Here is a 17,906-nt window from a genome sequence, read left to right on the forward strand (position 1 = left end):
GATTAATCGCCAACGATAAAATCGATTCGAGTCCCGATCTTCACCCGTTGGCCCGACACGGAAAAATCGGCGAAGCCGTTTACCTCATAATAGCCTTTGGGAAATCCGTTCTTCCAATAATCCTCGATAAAGTCTTTATAGGCTTGACGGTCATCCCCGCCGTACGCGCCGCCTCCATCGAAACTGCCGCGCAGCGGTTCTCCATGAACGAGCGTCGTGCTGGCCCCGACATCAGAAATGGCGTAATCGATGGCATAGTTCCTCGTTCGTTCCTGAATCGGGAAATAAAACGGCGAATCGGAATGATCGATCGTAACGCTTGGCTCGTTCCCGACGTAAGTCAGTTCTGCGTATATTGAAACATGCTCGCCATGTTGATACTCGGGTTTCGAGGTTACGAGCCGATACGTAAAATCGCCTTGCGTGACAGACGAATCGGTTGTCGGACGACCATCTGCATCTGCATCGGCGGGCGTGTCCTTGCTTGATCCGCAGCTGGTCAGTGAAATGGCGAGTACGATGAGTCCAAGCGTGAAACGGATTCGCATTTTCTTGACGGCTCCCTCCTTTTCATGATAGGTATTGCAGGTTAATTGATAGGAAATCAGGTCGAGCAATCAGGAATGATAAATAAGCGTTCTTAGCTGGCGATGAAATTCTTCCGAGATGGCGTAGCCTTCGCTGCTCCCCGGGATTTTCACAAGCAATCCGACTGCTCCTTCGAGATCGCTAACATTCAAGGCAAATACCTTCTCGGTGCCGTCTATAAACGTCAGGTACATTAGAAATAACGTACTGTAATCCATGTCTCCCTCGATTTTCGGGGAATGGTTTATTACCTGTACAAAGACGTTGATTTCATCGGCACTTTCAAATCTTTTTTCCGTAAACGGAGGTTTCCCCATTCGCGTACACTCATTCGTACACTGCAATCGGACAGTCAAAATGTCTTGTTCGTTTATAGGAGCTGACGACTGAGTGATTCCACCAGCGGCGGCCATACTGCGCTCGTTGCCGGAAGGCAGTTCCCCGCAGCCTGCCGTCATGACGGCGAATGCGACGAGAAGCAGCATGAAAGAACAAGTTCTCTTTATAACGAGAAATCACCTCTTATCTTAGCTGTAAACGCAATCAATTTGAAGACGGGTTTAACGGAAGTTTTGTTGCGCTAGCCTGACCGTTTGCATAACGTCTGCCCGCAACGCAAAAGCAGTCCCATCGGTTGCCCGTCGGGACTGCTTCGGCTCCTATCATCGTGAACACCCAACAATTAATGCCATTAATTGATGTCATTAATTACTTACCGCCTATTGCTCCGTCTTCCGTTCGCGCATCAGCTTCGCGATCTCTTCGTCAAGGTCGTCCGACTTGCCCTGCGTCAGGCGGGCAAGCTCGGCCTCGTAACGGCTTGCCGAAACCGCTTGGCCCGCTTCCAATTCCGATGACGCGGTCAGCTTTCTAAGCCGCAGCGTGTCATGTTTGCCGCCCGCCTCGTCTACCGCTTGCTTAAATGCGGCATAGCGGGCTTTGGTCTCTAGCAGGCCCGCTTCCATGGACCGGGCCGCGACCTGCGACGATTCGAGTTTTTTCTTCGTTTCGAACTCCTTTTCGAGCCATGTCCGCGCGCCGACGGAATCGCTCCTCGCGGCCGCCTCTTCGGCTGACGCGCGGAAGCCGGCTGCTTGGCGCTCCAAACCGCGCATGCGGTCCTTGGCGTTCAGCAGCTCGGATTCCAGCTTGCTGATAATGACGGCATAATCGCGAAGCTTCTCGCCCGCCGCCTCCAAGTAAGCTTCGAACGACGGTTCGCCGCGGCTGCCGGACGGCTCGGCGGATCCGAACAATCCTTTAATCCGGCCCATCAAACCCATACGATCGCTCCCGCTGTCTTAATCTTCGCAATATTTCCGTGAATCCGCCGGTTGGAACGACGCTTGCGTAATGAATCTCCCCGGTTCACCGTCATCGCCATACTCGAAGACGAAGACGTGGCTGCGCGGAATATGATTTCCAAGCACGTTGACGTACGGCGACAGGACCCGATATACCGAAGGGAACGGGCAGCAATACCAATACGAATCTTCCTTGATCATGCCATGCGCGAGCAGCTCTTCCACCGTCGTCTCGTATTCGCGCTCGACCGGCGTTTCCCGGAAGAGCTCCCAATGCTCGTTCAGATCCTCGATTGCCTGCGCGCGTTCGCCGGAACGGTTAATATCGCGAATCGCGAGCTCCGACGTGACTTTCCAGATGTCGCGGGAATCCAGCTTACACGGCTTCAACGCGGTTCCCGTTCGAGTCGCGCTTCCGGCGGCGGCTTTCAACAGCTCCGGCGCCTTCAGCCCCTGCGCGATCAAGATGAAGTTGGACAACGCGATCCAGTATTGTTCTTCCGCTTCTTCGTGGCTCTCCGCCGATACCCGGCGGCCGTTCGTGATCGTGCCGACGATGGCATCGCCCGCCTGCCTGCGCGTCCTCGCTTCTTCGTACAACAGAATCGCTTCCTTGAAGCGTTCGCCCTCGCCGCGCGCAAGATCGACGTCAAGCTTCAGCAGTTCTTCCATGTCGCCGGCCGCCCTGCGAAGCCCGGCCAAGTGCGCCTCCGGACAAGGCTGCGGGCCTTCGATCTGCTTGCCGAGCGTAACCGGCAGCGCCATTCGGGCGGAATTGGCGAACGCCGCCTCCTGCCTGGCCGCGACCATGATATCCGGCAGCGCGCCATACCAGACGTCCGCTTGGTCATGCGTCACGATCGGCACCGGCTTCGGCTCGCCTTCCCCGTCGAAAGCATCGCCGATGAGCGCATCCGCCATCGTCTGCAGGCTGCGAGCCGCCTGCACGAATGCCAGCGCGCGCGGCGAATCGTTGCCGGCGAATTCCACGTGGAGGGAATACACTTGCTCGCCCAATCGTTTATAAGCTTCCAAATGCTCGATCGGACATATCTTCTGTCCCGTTATGCCTTCCCTTAACCAATCCATTAATCCCATTTTCAATACCTCCACCGATAATAGTAATGAATTGTACGCAGCGGAATCTGCCAATGTTTCATAAATATTGCATAAAAGCATGAAACATTTCAACCATCTTCTGGAAATATCCGCCTTAAACGAGGTACGCAGCTGCCTCGGCAAGATGATCCTGCGGCAAAAAAGAGACCCGCGGCATCTCGCCGCGGGCCTAAAGTATATTCAAAAGGGGGGTCGAGTTCTAGTATAACTCCCCTGCCTAAAGTTGAGTTAAAGATTGGATTGCAATCTCTTTACATTTGTCCTACAACTCGGCCGGCAACCCTTGATGCTCCTGCTCGGTTACAAACGCGTTGACCAGAACGAATGCGTCATCCGAGATGCTTGAACAATTCGGATATCGCTTGCGGCGGACAAGCCCTCTGCACGATCGCATATCCCTATATCCGCATATACGACTGGCGGCCTCTTCGTTCAACGAAGGCCGAGCTCCCGGCGCGCAGGCTTATCACGAACCGCGAACGGGATACATATCCTAGACTACTATGGAGTTTCTATATTTTCATGCAGATGGTCCTTCATTTCAAAAATAAATCCGATCGGGAAGTGGTATTCAAGGATGTCTAATTTATCGAATAGCCGGCTTCATGCCGCGGAGCCTATCGTTCATTTGCCCAGCTGCTTTGTGCCGAATTTCGGGCAGCTGCAGGATTCGCGGATTCGGTACGTGTCGAAAGGCGGATACATGGACGCTGCGTTTACGTGCGATGCGATTATTTTTACATTTTCGGACCGGTCTCTCGCGAATGCCGGCGGGCAGTCGACGCCAGACCTGCCAAGCCGGAAACAGGAAGTTCGGCGAACGCGTGTGGATTTCCGTTTCTTGAACGCCAATCCCGCGGTTCAGCCGGCAGGAATGAAGGAAATGGACGGCAAGATCCATGTCTTCAAAGACGCGGATCCGTCAAAGTGGCGGACGGATATTCCGACGTACCTTCAGATCGTCTATCCGGAGCTGTGGCCGGGGATCGATCTGGTGTTTCGAAGCGAAGGACCAAGCATCAAGTATGAATTTATCGTGCATCCGGGGGCCGACGAGCATGACATTCGGTTTGCGTATGCGGGAGCGGAGAACGTCTCGCTCGACGAAGAAGGGAACTTAATCATTGGTACGTTAATCGGCGCGGTTATCGATCCCCGCCCGGTCTGTTATCAGGAGGCGAACGGTCGCCGAATCGAAGTCCCGGGCTCGTTCCTCCTTGAATCGACCGAACCGGCTGGCCATGCGATCGGTTTCCGCATCGGCGGCTCCTATGACCGCAGCGTCCCTCTTGTTATCGATCCAGGGTTGATCTATTCTACCTACTTGGGCGGATCAGGCAACGATGAACCGTTCGGCATCGCGGTCGATGCTTCGGGCAGCGTCTACGTCACGGGCATCACGACGTCCACGGACTTCCCGATTACGCCGGGGGCCGTGCAGACGACGTTCGCCGGCGACCGGGAGGTATTCATCTCCAAGCTGAACCCGAACGGAACCGCTCTCGTCTACTCCACCTATCTAGGCGGGTCGGCAAGCGATTCGGGACAGAACATCGCGGTGGATGCCGCCGGCAATGCTTATATTACGGGCCGAACGTATTCCGACAACTTCCCGGTTACGCCAGGCGCCGTTCAGACGACGTTCGGCGGGTCGAGCGACGTATTCGTCACCAAGCTGAACGCTGCCGGAAGCGCGCTGGTCTACTCCACTTACTTAGGAGGAACCGGGCATGATTACGGACTCGGAATCGCGATCGACAGCGCGGGCGAAGCGTATGTGACCGGGTTTACGGCTTCTGCCGATTTCCCGACGACGGCCGGCGCCTTCCAGACGGTGTACGGGGGTAATAACGACGGGTTCATCTCCAAGCTGAACGCTGCCGGATCTTCGCTTGTCTATTCCACGTTCCTCGGCGGATCCGGCGGCGACAATGGCACGGCAATAACGGTTGATTCCGCGGGGAACGCATACGTGACAGGAAACACGGCATCCGCTAATTTCCCGACGACCGCAGGCGCCTTTCAAACCTCGAGAAGAGGCACCGGCGACGTGTTCGCGACCAAAATAAATCCAACCGGAAGCGCGCTGGTTTATTCGACTTACTTGGGCGGATCCTTGACCGAATACGGATACGGCATATCGGTCGATGCCGCCGGCAATGCCTATGTGGGCGGATACACGCGTTCCGCGGATTATCCGACGACCCCGGGCGCCTATCAACCGGCGTTCGGCGGCACAAACGATGCCTTCATGACCAAGCTGAATCCGGGCGGCAGCGCCCTCGTCTATTCGACCTACTTGGGACGAACCAATACCCAAATCGCCTACGGCAGCGGCCTTGATCCGCTGGGGAATGCTTTTCTGGCGGGATACACGTTATCGGACGATTTCCCGACGACGCCGGATGCGATTCAGACGACGATCGGCGGCCCCCGGGATGCGTTCGCGACCAAGTTCAATCCGGACGGCAGCGCACTTGTCTACTCCACTTTGTTGGGAGGAGCGGGCGTGGACAGCGGATCCGCGATCACAGGGGATGCCGCAGGCAGCATGTATGTCACGGGATACACCCTCTCTTCCGATTTCCCGGTTACCCCGGGCGCTTTCCAGACGACGCTGGGCGGGTTGGTTGATGTGTTCGTCGCCAAGTTCGGTTTAGTCCCCGACTTGACGGTTGCCAAAACCTCCGACCGAACCGATGTGATGCCGGGCGATACGGTGACCTATTCCTTTACGCTGACCAATTCGGGTGAAGTACGTCTTACCGGAATTAGAGTCGAAGACCCTTTACTCGACCTAACCGAGGTCATTGCCGCCTTGGAGCCAGGAATGACGCAGACGCTTACGCGAACGTTCGTCGTGCCCGCCGCGACGCCCCCCGGAACGTTCACGAATACGGTGACCGTCACGGCCGATCAACTCGCGCAAAGCCGAACGGCAGCGGCCACGATCAACGTGGCTTCCTCCCCGGCGTTGACCTTCGCCAAGACCGTCGATCCTTCGACTGCCGCACCGGGGGAAACCGTCACCTATACGATAACGGCAGTCAATACCGGCAATGTCGATTTTACGGGGATAGTGCTGACGGACCCGCTCCTCGGGCTAAACGAAACGATCGATCGCTTGGCGGTAGGAACCCAAGCGACTTTCATCGTCCCGTTCCTGATTCCAACCGATGCGATCAGCGGTTCAACGCTTGTGAACACTGCCGCGATCCAAGGCGACAATCTGTCCCTCCGGCAGGCGACCGCCTCCGTGCTCGTTCTAGGCGTTCCCGGGCTGGCGTTATCCAAATCCGTCGTTGCCGTATCTTCGACGGTCGATTCCTCGTCGGCCAAAGCGAATACCATTTCCGTCTTCCCGGGCGATACGGTCGAGTTCACGATCGAGGCACGCAATACGGGCAGCGTCGCGCTGACTAATATCGTGGTCACCGACGAATTGGCAGGATTGAGCAGGACGATCCCGCTATTGGCTGTCGGAGCGTCGGAGATTATCCGAACGACCTTCCTCGTGCCGTTGGAATCGCCCCCGAGGGTTTATACGAACAACGTAGAAGCCGTCTCCGACCAAACGTCTCGCGTGACCGCATCCGCCGCCGTCGAAATTCTGCCCGCTCCGCTCATCGGCGTGCGCAAGGTGCCGGAAACTAACGTCGTCACTCCCGGGCAGGTCATTACCTACCGCATTACGCTCGCCAATCCCGGCAACGTGCCGCTTACGGGCGTTCGCGTTCTGGACCCGCTGCTCGGCGTAAATATTGCCGTCCCTGACCTTGCGGTTGGCGAGACCAGGGAAGTCTTGCTTCCGTTCACGGTGCCGGCGACGGCTTCGATCGGAACCGAGATCGCCAACTTGCTTACCGTCGCGACCGACCAGACCGATCCTGCTCAAGTGTTGTCCGTCGTCACGGTTACGGGCAACGGATTGTCCTTATCCAAGACGGCAGACACGGCTTCCGCCTCCCCCGGCGCCGTCATCAACTATGTGCTGACCGTTACCAATCTCTTGAGCACGCCGCAAACGAACGTCGTGTTAAGCGACTTGCTGCTCGGCATAAACGAGACCGTCGCCAGCCTGGCCGCCGGCGGGACGATCGTTCGGGCAGCCTCGTTCGTCGTTCCTCTTGACGCCGCAAACGGCAGCCTCATTACGAACGAATTCGAAGCGGTCTCGGATCAAACGGCGCTCCAACGAACGTCGGTTTCCGTCGCGGTCCAAGCGATTCCCGGAGCGCCAACGACGCTTGCGCTCCTCAAGCGTCCTGACCGCAATGCGGTCGCGCCGGGAGGAACGGTCATATACACGGTAGAAGTGACGAACACGGGAAACAATTCGGCAACCGCCATCGTCGTATCGGATTCGCTGACCGGAACGCAGGAGACGATTCCCTCGCTCGGCCCGGGACAGGTCGCGTACGTGCAATTCCCGTTCGTCGCGCCGGCCAGTGCCGTGCAAGGAACCACCTTTGATAATATCGCGACCGCCGATTGGCCCGAGAGGCCAGCGGGAACCCTTCCCCCGCAAAGCTTCGCGCGAATTATCATAGGACTGCAGCGATTCCTGCTCGACTTGACGAACGTGGTCGCACCCGCTGTCGCGGACCCTGGTACAATCGCGGTCTTCACGGTTACCGTCCGCAACCAGAGCCAGCATACCTTGACGAACGTCCGCGTGATCGAACCGCTGACGGCGTTCAGCACGCTGCTTCCATCGCTGCTTCCAGGAGAAAGCCGCTCGTTCGACCGCCCCTTTACGATTCCGTCGGACGCGGTCGGCGGCACGATATTCACGAGTCACGCCGTCGCTTTCTCCGATCAAACGCCGTTTCAGCAAGCCCCGGCATCCGTAACGACGACCCGTTTGCCGAACGCCGCGCTCGAACATACGGTCGATCGGCCCGTTGGACGGTCCGGGGAAACGGTCTACTTCACGATCCGCGCACGCAATACCGGCAATGTCGTCCTTGTCGACGGAATTCTGAAGGCGCCGCTGTTTAATCTGGTGCTTCGTTCCGATTCGTTCGCCATCGGCGCCGATTACTTGCTTCGCATTCCGTTTATCCTGCCCGACGCGATCGAAGATACGACGATCGTCAGCCGGGTAACCACCCTGTCGCAGAACGGACCGCTCCTCGAAGCGGCTGCCTCCGTCCTTGTCATCGTCGATGAAGAATAGCGTTAGCAGCGAAACGCCAATGAACGCAACGAAGGCAGCCGATTCGGCTGCCTTTTTATTGCGCTTATCTGCTTCGCGCGCGATCGACTGTACCTTCTACTGAATCAATTTGAACTGGCTCAAGACGACCCCCAGGTGAATGGCTTCGTGCATGAGAGCGAAGTTAAACAATTCTCCGGCCGTATCGAATCGAAACGGCCCCATTTCAAACAGTGTTTGCAGCCGCTGCTCAAGCATGGCGGGCGTCAATTCGGCTAGAAGGGAAAATTGCTCCGCCAGCCGTTCGTTCAACTCCTCTTTCGATGGAGGAACGACCGTCCAATCCGAGGGCTTCGTTCCGGAGTTGAACAATACTTCGTAGCGAGCCGGGATCGCAGACAATGAGCCGAAGCTCAGCAAGGCGTATTTATCCATCCAATACACCATATGTCCGATATTCCAGCGGATCGTATTATTGAAGCCTTTCGGTTGAATGTCCATTTGCGACTCCGATATGCCTTGAAGCTGCCCGATAACGATCTGACGAACGACCTTGCCCGTGTTAATGATCGGATGTTCCATGCTTGCAGCGCCTCCCCGTATTATGGTTGGTTCCTTTCACAACCAAAGTGTATCTCGAACCGCATATACCAACAATCGCGAGATTCCGATGCTTTTGATCGGTTTCACTACTCGATCATCGGCAATTGTTGGAATTCGGCATTGGCCGTTATAATGATTGTATAAGGGAAGGACGTGAAGGAATGGAACTAAGACAGCTGGAATACTTCGCTGCCATCTGCAAGGAGATGCATTTCTCCAGGGCCGCCGATCTTCTCTGCACCACGCAGTCGAATCTCAGCCAACAAATCAAGTTTTTGGAAAACGAGCTCGGCGTACCGCTGTTCAATCGCATGGGCAGGCGGATCACGTTAACCGACGCAGGACAAATCCTTCTCGACGAATGCCGGCTCCTCTTCGAACGGATCGATCATATGAAAGGGGCGATCGCGGATCTGAATCGAATGGAAGGCGGCAAGCTGGACATCGGGATTCTGCCGGGCGACGGGGACCTGCTGTTTGACGCGCTATTAATAGACTTCCACCGTACCTATCCCAAGCTGTCGATAAGCGTTACGGAAACGATGCAGGTGTATGAACAGGTTGTCGAAGGCATAAGAGATCTCGGAGTAACCACGGTGCCTCCGAAGCCGGATGAGCGTCTTGCCGTTATTCCTTTGTTTCGCGAGGAGTTTGCTTTAGCGATCCGTTCGGATCATCCCATGGCGAAATCGCAGGCGATCCCCTTCGAACAATTGCAGCGGTTGAAGATGGTGATGTTCGGTCCGGAGCACCAGATTACGAAGCTCGTTCACTCGTGCTGCCGGGACAAGGGAATCACGATCGACAATCCGATCGTAACCTCGACCCTATCAACGCTTGTGTCGTTAGTCGAACAAGGGGTAGGAGCCGCTATTCTTCCGCGATTGCTGCTGGATCACATGAACCGCGAGCAGATCGTCAGCATAAAGCTGCTCCATCCGACACCGAGTCAAGACATCTGTATCTTATATCGAACCGACAAATTCCTAGGCCAGGCAGCCAAGCTGTTCATAGGCGAATTACGGTCATTCCTGGACAGCGTTACGGAGCGAACTTCGCAGTCATCGGGGTAAACTTCTATTTTCTTTGATTCATGTTTCCGACCAGTATCGACGAAATCGAATGTAACTCTTCGCGAGGCAAACAGCGGGATTGAAGAACGCGCGGAGCGGCGGCAAGTAAGCATTCGTAAAAAACCGGCCGAAGCGTTCTTCCGCTTCGGCCGGCCATCTAGCTCTTCTGCTATTCTTCTTCGAATAACCGCTCGCCTTTATGCAGCCGCCAGGCAATCTTGGCCGTATGCGGAAGCTCGCGCGCGGTCGGCGCGTGCGCCGCCAAATATCTGGCGCAGGCGAGCAGCATCGTTTCCCGGGCTTTCTCCGCGAAAGCCCCCTCCGCCGCTTGCCAGCGGTCGTATTCGGCCACCGCGGCTTCGTACATTTGGAACGAATGGAATTCCGCATCCTCCCTCAAGAGCGCATGGCCCAGCGTGTTCAGCAGCGCTCCCGGCTCGCCCCCGCCGTGCATATAATCCGTCACCCATTGCGCGGCCGGTCCAACCTGCTGGCGCAGATCGAGCATGTCGAGCAGCTCCTGGTGGTCGAACGGCGACGAGACGGCGGACGGCTTCGGCCGCGCGGCCGACGGCACGTTCAGGAAACGGTCGAGATAGACGGCGACCGCGCCATGAAAGATCGCCCGCTGCAGCAGCGGTTCATCCGACTGTAGCAGCCGTTCATGCACGGCGTGCGCATACGTGAACGTATGCAGCACGGCGACCCAATCGCCGAAATCGTTCTGCGTATGGAATCGAACGATCCGTTCCGCGGCGGCCAGCGCAACGAGCTGCGCCAAGCGCGCCGGAGCCGTTCCCGCGACGAGCAGATCCCGCAGCAGCGCGATCGTCTGCAACGGGGTATCGCTCAGCAGCTGCTCCAGCACTTGCGCTTCCCGGTCGGCAGTCAGCGGCACGCTCGCCGCCCCGCCGGCGAGCTTCGCCCGTTCCGCATGCTGCGCCAGCGCATGAACCGCTTGCGCGATCGGCTCTACGAGGTTCAGCGGCGCCTGCCACTGGTGGAGTTCTTCGCTGCGGGTCGGACGCGCCATCATCGGCACGAGCGAGGTTAGAACCCGCTCCTTTTGCGATTCTTCCGCCCACTCCAACGCCTCGATGGCTTTGCTGTGGAAGTCGAACGTATGCCCGCCGTCCAAATAGAAGTGATCCGTCGCGGCGGTCAGCATCATGTCCGACAGCTGCTTCGTGCCGACGCCTTTCGCGATCGCGGTCAGGAGCACTTTCTCGGCCCCCTGCGTGTCCCGAACCTCGATGCAGTCCCGGTACCATTCGGTCAGCCGCTCGAACGGCACGTCCGCGGACGGCAGCGCCGAGAGCAAGTGGCGGGTTCCCCTGCCGGAGCTTCCGCGGGCGACATGGACGAGACCTTGGTACAAGGCGAGTATCGTGCCGTTCTTATCCAGCTTGCCGACGCTTCCCGCCATCGCGGTCAGGATGGTTAGCCCGGCATTCCAGCCCGTCCCGTAGGTCGTGCCGAATTCGATGCCGATGCGGGCAATATGCTGCGCCGGCACGCCGGCTTCGATCAATCCGACGACCGCTTTCGCGATGACGATGCCGATATTCTGCTCGAGGCCTTCTTTTAATTTAAGCTTGTATTTATTCGCGCCTCCCGTGCTTCTGGAGACTGGATTCACCCACACTTCGCCGTCGTCGACCCGCACGTCATGCGACGGAACGTCGTCCGCCCACGGGTCGAGCGTGCCGCCGCTGCAGACGTCGAACCGCGCATGGTGCCAGTGGCAGGTCAATATTCCGTCGCACAAGCTGCCCATATGAAGCGGAAAGCCCAAATGCGGGCAGCGGTTGTCCACCGCATACACTTGCTCTTCATGATAGAATACGGCGATACCGCCTCGAATCACCTTCGCGCCCTCTTGTTGAAGCGCTTCCAATTTGCCTGCCGAAATCCAATTTGCGCCGATGCCCATCGTAACAGCCTCCTTTGATTATGCTGCTTGCTGCACTGCATCCATCTTGGAAATGCTAGCTTGAGCGGATCCCTTCCCGACATTCTCTACTCCATTTTACCATCTCTATACCTTCGCAGGCGCTGCGTTCGGCAAATTTAATTCCTCCGGCGCCGCGAACCGTTATACCATCTTCATGATAAGCCTATTGTTTTCCGCTGCTTTCCTTGCATTCGTTTTCAACCAACAGTAATTTCGCGGCTATGCCCCGATTCCGGCCGCTTCCGTGCTCATCTTCGCGACGAGCCCGCAATAGCGCCCGTTCAGCTGCATCAGCTCTTCATGCGTGCCCTGCTCGGCGACGATGCCGCCGTCCAGCACGTAGATGACATCCGCGTTGCGGATCGTAGACAGCCTGTGGGCGATGATGACCGTCGTCTTCCCGCTGCGCCGCTCGTCGAGCGCCCGCTGAATCTCGCGCTCGGTCTCCATGTCGAGCGACGAGGTCGCCTCGTCGAGAATGAGCAGCTCCGGGTCTCGCAGCAGCGCCCTCGCCAGCGCAAGCCGCTGACGCTGGCCGCCGGAGAGCGTGATGCCCCTCTCGCCGACCAGCGTCTCGTACCCGGCCGGCTGTACCGCAATAAAGTCGTGAATGCGCATGGCGCTGCACGCATCCCTGAGTTTCTCATCGCTTACGTCTTCCAGGCCGAACAGCAAATTCATCCGTATCGTATCCGGGAACAAATAAGGCTCTTGAAATACGGCCGTCGCTTTGCCGGCCCAGTCTTCGCGATTGATCGCGGCTAACGGCGTTCCGTTGACCGCGATCATGCCGCCGTCGGGATCGAAGAATCGCGCGAGCAGGCTGGCGATCGTCGATTTCCCTCCGCCGCTGGCCCCGACCAGCGCGATCTTGCGTCCGACGGGCAGCGCGATGGATACGTCCGACAGGACGCGGCAGCCTTCTTCGGCGTAGCCGAACGATACGTCTATCAGCTGAAGTTCGCGGATCGGACCGGTCAGACGCGTGCTGCCGTCGGCCGTCTGCGAGCCGTCCATAACGCTCCGGATGCGATCGACGGCCGCCATTCGGCCCGCGAGCTGCATCCATCCGTTGAACAGCGCGCTCAGCGTATCCATCAGCCTGGACGTGAACTGGAACGACACGACGAACAATCCGAGCGACAGCCGGTTCTCCAGCACGAGCCAGCCGCCGTAGAACAAGACGAGAATGACGGCCAGCCACTTGAACGGATCGCTTATCGCAAGCTGTCGGTTGAACAGCTTCGCTTCGTCCATGACGCTGTCGTAATAGATGCGGAATAACTCGCGATAGCGGCGCTCCTCCCACGCTTGACGGCGAAAGGCGAGCACTTCCCTCGTCGAAGACACGCCTTCTTCCAAATGGACGATCAGCTGCGACCGGTTCTTGCTCACTTCGCTGCCCGCCGCTTTGCGCGGCGCGGAGAACTTTCGTCCGATCAGGATATAAAGCACGCTGATTGCGGCCACCATGACGAGCAGCGACGGGCTTGCCGTCCCCATGATCGCGATCAGGAATACGGCGCCGGCGAACTGCTGCGTCATGCGCGGAATATCGTTGCCGATCAGATCGGCCGACTGGGCGAGATCGTTCGTGAAGTGGTAGACGTAATGCCCCGTCCGTTCCTTCTGCAGCTCCGCCACCGGAATACGGAACATGCTCCGCATCAATTGCCGCGATTGCAGCGTACGCAGCTTGGCGACCGAAATATGGATCATATGAGGACCGAGCGTAAACAAAATCGAATAAAGCGCGTAGGCCGCGGCAAGCTGGATCAGCACCGGCCAGAACCTGTCCCGATGGCCGGCGACGAGCACGTCGTCGATCATTTGCTGATTCAGCCAGATGGTGGCCGTATTCGACAGAATCTCCGCGGTCATGAGCAGCACCGCCAGCGCGACCCATCCCTTCACTTGTCCGAGCCACCCGAGCACCCAGCGATAATTAGACATGGACGATCGCCTCCTCCGGTTCGGTCGTTCCTTCGGCCAGCCGGTACAAGAGCCCGCGCTTCTCCAGCAGCTCGTCGTACGTGCCCCATTCCGCGACGCGCCCGTCCTGCAGGACGACGATCCGGTCGAAATCGCGAATCGTCGACAGCCGGTGCGCGACGGCCAGAATCGTACGCCCCCGCATGAGCCGCACCAGCGCTTCCTGAACCCCGGCCTCGCTTTCGTTGTCGAGGGCCGACGTTGCCTCGTCGAGCAGAATGACGCGCGGCTGCTTGATGAACATGCGCGCGATCGCGACGCGCTGCTTCTGCCCGCCGGACAATCGAACGCCTCGTTCGCCGACGGGCGTGTCGTAGCCGTCCGGCAGACCCATGATGAATTCATGGGCGCAGGCTGCCCGCGCAGCCGCTTCGACGGCTTCGTCCGAGGCTTCCGGATCTCCGAAGCGGATATTCTCCCGCACGGAAGAGCCGAACAGATACGTTTCCTGAAACACGTAGCCCATTGCCGAGCGCAGCGCGTCGAACGACAGGCGATCGATCGGAACGCCGTCCAGCAGAATGCGCCCTTCGCCCGGATCATAGAACCGGCCGGCTAATTTCAATACCGTCGATTTGCCGCTGCCGGTCGCGCCGACCAGGGCGACTCTGGATCCGGCAGGCACGGTCAAGCTGAATTCGCACAGCACGGGCTGGTCAGGGTTATACGCGTAGGATACCTCTTCGAAACGAAGCTCGCCTTGCACGGCTTGCAGCTCCTCCGGCTGGTCCGGCTCGGTCACGGCAGGCCGAAGGCGTACGAAATCATACAGCCTCTTCGCTTGGAACATGAGCACGCGCTGCTCCGTGATATTCGTGACCACGCCCGTGAGCCGGTGCATGGCGGCGAAATAATAGAGCAGGAAAGCCACGAATTCCCCCACGGTGATCGCATCCTTGCCGATCAGATGGTACCCGTAGATGAACACGAACACGGCCCCCAAATAATACGTCAGCCTGCGGTTCGTTCCGCGCATGTAAGCATACCAGTACGTGCGGATCGTGCTGCGGTTCAATGCTTCCACTTTGGCCGCATAGCGCTCCGAATCCCATCGCTCGGCGCCATAGGCGCGCAGCTCGGTCTGGGCGGACACGCTTTCGTACGCCTTCCGGTTCTCTTCCACGCGTTCGTTCGCCATTCGTTTGCCGTTCAGCGAAGCTTGGCGTTCGAGGTACGGACCGAACAAATAATAGAGCAGGAAGCCGGGCAGCATGATCAAGGTGAGCCTCGCGCTGCTGGACAGCATCAGCGCCACGGAGAGCGCCGAGAACATGAACCCGTTCAGCATGCCGGGAAAATGGTAGCGGTACATGTTTTGCACCGCCGCCACCTCCGTATTGAGGAGCGACAGCGTTTCTCCGGTCGGATGCCGTTCGGCATAGGCGAAACCCAGCGTTCGCAAATGCCTGAACATGGCTCGCTGCAAATCGCGCGCCGCGTTCTCCTGCAGTCCGCGCTGAAACATGTTCTGGAAGCACTGCGCCGCGATCAGCGCCGCCAGCAGCGCGACCGTCCCCGCAAGCATCCAATAGAACGCTTTCATTTTCTTGCCGGGAATGACCGTGTCGATGAATACCTGCATGATCTTCGGAACGGCCAACTCGGCCGCGGACACGACCGTCATCGCGGCCACCAGCAGGACAAGCGTACCGAGATATGGTTTTAGATAGGTCAGCGACCACCAGTACACGTCCAACATGCTTTCCTTTTTTCCGTTATCAGTCGTTCTCGTTCTTGAGGACTTCCCGCCTGTCGCCGTTGAAATCATGCCTTACCTCCATACACCAAAATAATAGCATCGCTGTTATATATTACCTATGTTCGATGCGCCTGTATACCCCCCTTCATGAACGCCGATAGACCGTTACCCGCTATCGCGGATACGGCTGGGATGAACGTTCACGTTCGCTCTGCAACGGTTTTCCAGCAGACAAAGTAATCGCATATCAATGGAAAAAGCCGCAAAGCGCGGCTTCATAAGCATGATTGTCTTGGTAGCGCCAGCTGTAAAGCTTCCTGGCCATCTCCCATTTTCCGATACTAGCGTTGATTTGTATGTTCTGCTGCGGATGCAGCGATTTCCTCCGGCAATTGCCCGAAGGACATGCCGGGCACGACCCTCGGCTTGTAATCGATGACGTCGGACGAATAGATCGCCACGAAAACCTTGCCCGGGGCTACCTGCGCGCGGATGAGGACCGGCTGATTGTAGCCGTTCTCGAAGACGAAGTCCGGACCGTTCCAACTGACGGTCGCGTCGCGCCCCGGCCTCACGTACGGGACGTGCCGGCTGTGCGAGTAACGCTTCACGATATGCAGCCCCGCGCGGTCGCTCGCATTGAAGAGCGTCGAAGAAACCTGGCAGATGCCGCCGCCGATGCCTTCGGACAATTCGCCTCTGACGATGATCGGCGCTTCCAGGTAGCCGCTCTCTCTCGTGCGCTCTCCGACGATCATATTGAACGAGAACGTCTCCCCCGGGAATACGACCGTATTGTTGATCGCCTGCGCTGCCAGCTTGATATTGTGCGCACGGTTTCGGTTGCGGCTGTTGTAATAGGTGACGTATTGCCCGATCGGTTTCTCCTTGATATTCGCCAACAGCTCGCGGTCGACCCGCGGGTAGACCGACACGAGCGGCGCATCGATGACGGATGAGCCGGTACCGTAGAAGTAAGCGAAGAACTTCTCCGTAAACGCCTGCCGGTTCAGCCGGTGTCCGGGCTCTTCGGGCATGATTCTCCCTTGATCGCTTATGAACGCGTTGCGGGGAGCTTCGAAGCTTTTCTTGTCCACCGTCCGAAGAAGCCCGTCGAATTTGTCCAAATTCACCATCGTAAACCCGGGCGATGCATAATCGGCGCGATCGATCACGACGGCGTTCTCTCCCCGAATCGCCACGGACAGCTGTTCGCTGCCTCCGCCCTGCTGTAGCTGCCCCGCTAACGCTATTGCTGCTATCCAAAGCCAATTCATAACGCGTTCTCCACGTGCTCGATGGTCCATGGCTGCATGACGGAGGTTCGGCGCAGCTGGAAGACGAGCGATTTCTCCGCCTTTCGGGAACCGTCGCGATAAATAACCGCTCTGGCGGGTATGTCGACGACCAGCAGTTCGGAAGAGCCATTCCCCTCATACCTCGACTCCCTGCGGATGGCTATGATAGCCGACGCCTCCTGCTTCAAGCGCGATAACTGTTCATGGTTGCGATACGGGAAAATCGCGGTCATGATCTCGGCATCCCGCTGGTTGATCGCAATGAAAAACAACTCCGCCACGTCGTTCGGCGAAGCCTGCTGCGCGTACTGCTGCAGCTTGCCGGCCGCTTTATGCACCATCGTTTGATGATCCATGTCGACGGTTCCGGTTTTGTGCGTGCTGCTGCCTAGAAAGTGGATGCAAAAATGTCCCTGGAAGTCGTTGTCCGGGATACCGTCTCCGCCATGCGGCATGCCGTTCATGGAAGCCGCGATCGTTTGGCCGTCCTTCACGACAAGGATCGCCCTTCTTCTCCAGCTCCATTTGCCTTGATAGATTCGTTTCATGATCTCCGTATCGCGCTTCGTTAACGGCTGAACGTCGGCATGCGTGCTCCCCGCCCTCCGCTGGACTTCGAACCGCAGCCCCGTTTCCAGATCGACGACGGAGAGGTTCGATTTCATCGTGACGATCGACTTCGCTTCGGGCCACGTCAACAATTTGCCGTAATGCTTCGACTTGATTTCGGATACATGCGCGGCAAGCTGCTGCCGCATCGCGCCGCTAAGCTGAATCGCCGCAGCGTTCGCCGCGTCGTACAGCCGATAGGAGGAATCGATGCTGTACACTTTATCATCGATGGATAAATAGGTATCGGACATGGGAATGTAGGCCGTATGCTGCGTGATGCCCGCCGCGACCGCATCGCCCCATTTTCGAGAATCGAGCAGCATCCGGGATGCGAGCTCGGCGTTTGGAGAAGATTTGACGATCAGCTGTACGGCGGGCTGCTCGCTTCGGGGCGCCCGCGCTTGAGTGGTATCGCAGGACAGCGCGAATAAAGCGGCGCCGATCAGGAATAATCGATGTATACCGTTACCATTCATACTGTATTCTCCCTTCTGACTTACACTATT

12 protein-coding genes are annotated in these 17,906 nt (G+C 57.8%); 2 read left to right on the forward strand and 10 right to left on the reverse strand.

Annotated features, from left to right (window positions below; all coding sequences use genetic code 11):
* Positions 1–2: 2 nt before the first annotated feature.
* From GT003_RS16285 to GT003_RS16300, 4 genes are all read right to left on the reverse strand, one after another.
* Entirely contained in the window at positions 3–548 is a 546-nt protein-coding gene (locus GT003_RS16285; RefSeq protein WP_161699619.1) for a hypothetical protein, read from the reverse strand.
* A gap of 69 nt (positions 549–617) precedes the next feature.
* On the reverse strand, positions 618–1,073 hold the full coding sequence (locus tag GT003_RS16290; RefSeq protein ID WP_161699621.1) for a hypothetical protein: 456 nt from the start codon (positions 1,071–1,073) through the stop codon (positions 618–620).
* Positions 1,074–1,307: 234 nt separating this feature from the next.
* Positions 1,308–1,871, reverse strand: coding sequence for a hypothetical protein (locus GT003_RS16295; protein WP_161699623.1), 564 nt, complete (start codon positions 1,869–1,871; stop codon positions 1,308–1,310).
* An 18-nt stretch (positions 1,872–1,889) separates the two neighbouring features.
* Positions 1,890–2,990, reverse strand: a complete 1,101-nt coding sequence (locus GT003_RS16300) for a hypothetical protein (RefSeq protein WP_161699625.1) — start codon at positions 2,988–2,990, stop codon at positions 1,890–1,892.
* Positions 2,991–3,588: 598 nt separating this feature from the next.
* On the opposite strand from GT003_RS16300, the gene GT003_RS16305 reads away from it, so the two are divergent.
* Entirely contained in the window at positions 3,589–8,190 is a 4,602-nt protein-coding gene (locus tag GT003_RS16305) for a DUF7948 domain-containing protein (protein ID WP_161699627.1), read from the forward strand.
* Positions 8,191–8,286: 96 nt separating this feature from the next.
* Here GT003_RS16305 and GT003_RS16310 read toward each other — a convergent pair whose 3' ends face one another.
* Entirely contained in the window at positions 8,287–8,751 is a 465-nt protein-coding gene (locus GT003_RS16310) for a DinB family protein (protein WP_161699628.1), read from the reverse strand.
* A gap of 182 nt (positions 8,752–8,933) precedes the next feature.
* Between GT003_RS16310 and GT003_RS16315 the strand changes: the two genes are divergently transcribed.
* Complete coding sequence (locus GT003_RS16315) at positions 8,934–9,845, forward strand: LysR family transcriptional regulator (protein WP_161699630.1); 912 nt, start codon at positions 8,934–8,936, stop codon at positions 9,843–9,845.
* 169 nt (positions 9,846–10,014) lie between these two features.
* Here the strand turns inward: GT003_RS16315 and GT003_RS16320 are convergent, their stop codons facing one another.
* The 5 genes from GT003_RS16320 to GT003_RS16340 form a co-directional block, all read right to left on the reverse strand.
* Positions 10,015–11,778 carry a Rieske (2Fe-2S) protein gene (locus tag GT003_RS16320; RefSeq protein ID WP_161699633.1) on the reverse strand — a complete coding sequence of 588 codons (1,764 nt, stop codon included), beginning with the start codon at positions 11,776–11,778 and terminating at the stop codon, positions 10,015–10,017.
* A gap of 240 nt (positions 11,779–12,018) precedes the next feature.
* Positions 12,019–13,752, reverse strand: a complete 1,734-nt coding sequence (locus tag GT003_RS16325; RefSeq protein ID WP_161699635.1) for an ABC transporter ATP-binding protein — start codon at positions 13,750–13,752, stop codon at positions 12,019–12,021.
* Positions 13,745–15,490 carry an ABC transporter ATP-binding protein gene (locus GT003_RS16330; RefSeq protein WP_161699637.1) on the reverse strand — a complete coding sequence of 582 codons (1,746 nt, stop codon included), beginning with the start codon at positions 15,488–15,490 and terminating at the stop codon, positions 13,745–13,747. Before GT003_RS16330 ends, GT003_RS16325 begins: the two co-directional genes overlap by 8 nt.
* A 341-nt stretch (positions 15,491–15,831) precedes the next feature.
* On the reverse strand, positions 15,832–16,767 hold the full coding sequence (locus GT003_RS16335; RefSeq protein ID WP_161699639.1) for a VanW family protein: 936 nt from the start codon (positions 16,765–16,767) through the stop codon (positions 15,832–15,834).
* Entirely contained in the window at positions 16,764–17,876 is a 1,113-nt protein-coding gene (locus GT003_RS16340; protein ID WP_161699641.1) for a hypothetical protein, read from the reverse strand. Before GT003_RS16340 ends, GT003_RS16335 begins: the two co-directional genes overlap by 4 nt.
* Positions 17,877–17,906: the final 30 nt, after the last annotated feature.

This window comes from Paenibacillus sacheonensis (assembly GCF_009909195.1).
In the GTDB taxonomy this organism is placed as follows: Bacteria; Bacillota; Bacilli; order Paenibacillales; family Paenibacillaceae; genus Paenibacillus_Z; species Paenibacillus_Z sacheonensis.